Source organism: Saccharothrix obliqua (assembly GCF_019375475.1).
GTDB classification, from domain to species: domain Bacteria; phylum Actinomycetota; class Actinomycetes; order Mycobacteriales; family Pseudonocardiaceae; genus Actinosynnema; species Actinosynnema obliqua.
In genome coordinates, this window is the sequence record NZ_JAHXGQ010000033.1 from 1 (window position 1) to 1565 (window position 1565).

The window sequence follows — 1565 nt, forward strand, 5'->3', positions numbered from 1 at the left end:
CCGTTGTTGCACGTGGACACGGGGCACAACTTCGGTGAGGTGTTGGAGTTCCGGGATCGGGTGGTGGAGCGGTACGGGTTGCGGTTGGAGGTGGCCCGGGTGCAGGACTACATCGACGATGGTCGGTTGGTGGAGCGGCCGGACGGGACGCGGAATCCGTTGCAGACGGTGCCGTTGTTGGACGCGATCGGGTCGTTCCGGTTCGACGCGGTGTTCGGTGGTGGTCGGCGGGACGAGGAGCGGGCGCGGGCGAAGGAGCGGATTTTCAGTCTGCGCAACGCGTTCGGTCAGTGGGAGCCGCGGCGGCAGCGTCCCGAATTGTGGAACCTGTACAACGGGCGGCATCGTCCGGGGGAGCATGTGCGGGTGTTCCCGTTGTCCAACTGGACGGAGTTGGACGTGTGGCGGTACGTCGAGCGTGAGGGGATCGGGTTGCCGTCGATCTACTTCGCGCATCGGCGTGAGGTGTTTTTGCGGGACGGGATGTGGTTGACGCGGGGTCCGTGGGGTGGTCCGCGGGAGGGTGAGCGTGTGGTGTCGCGGGTGGTGCGGTACCGGACGGTGGGGGACGGGTCGTGCACGGGGGCGGTGGAGTCGGACGCGGCGGACATCGGGGCGGTGATCGCGGAGGTGGCGGCGTCGCGGTTGACCGAGCGGGGTGCGACGCGTGCGGACGACCGGTTGTCGGAGGCCGCGATGGAGGACCGCAAGCGGGAGGGTTACTTCTAGTGGGCGACCTGTTGAGGTTGGCGACGGCGGGCAGTGTGGACGACGGGAAGTCCACGTTGGTGGGCCGGTTGTTGTACGACACGAAGTCGGTGTTGGCCGACACGTTGGACGCGGTGCGGCGGGTGAGCGCGGACCGGGGGTTGGCGGGTCCGGATCTGTCGTTGTTGGTGGACGGGTTGCGGTCGGAGCGTGAGCAGGGGATCACGATCGATGTGGCGTACCGGTATTTCGCGACGCCGCGGCGGTCGTTCGTGTTGGCGGACACGCCGGGGCACGTGCAGTACACGCGGAACACGGTGACGGGGGCGTCGACGGCGCAGTTGGGTGTGTTGTTGGTCGACGCGCGTCGGGGTGTGGTGGAGCAGACGCGGCGGCACGCGGCGGTGTTGGCGTTGTTGGGTGTGCCGCGGGTGGTGCTGGCGGTGAACAAGATCGATCTGGTGGGGTTCGACGAGGTGGTGTTCTCGCGGATCGCGAAGGAGTTCGCGGCGCACGCGGGGGCGTTGGGGTTCGGCGGGGACGCGGTGGTGGCGATCCCGGTGTCGGCGTTGGCCGGGGACAACGTGGTGCGCCGCTCGGAGGCCACCCCGTGGTACGGGGGGCCGACGTTGTTGGAGCACCTGGAGACGGTGCCGGTGGAGCCGGACCCGCACGACGCGGCGTTGCGGTTCCCGGTGCAGTACGTGATCCGGCCGCGGACGCCGGAGTTCCCGGACTACCGGGGGTACGCGGGGCAGGTCGCGGCGGGCACGGTGCGGGTGGGCGACCGGGTGACGGTGGTGCCGGCGGGGGTGTCGACCACGGTGACCGGGATCGACACCGCGGACGGCCCGTTG

At 69.6% G+C, this 1565-nt stretch carries 2 protein-coding genes; both read left to right on the top strand.

Annotation, left to right across the window (positions count from 1 at the left end):
- A partial coding sequence (gene cysD / locus KZQ38_RS35675) for a sulfate adenylyltransferase subunit CysD (protein ID WP_219448450.1) occupies positions 1-729 on the top strand: 729 nt, incomplete at its 5' end.
- A partial coding sequence (locus KZQ38_RS35680) for a sulfate adenylyltransferase subunit 1 (RefSeq protein WP_308258751.1) occupies positions 729-1565 on the top strand: 837 nt, incomplete at its 3' end. The genes cysD and KZQ38_RS35680, both read left to right, overlap by 1 nt.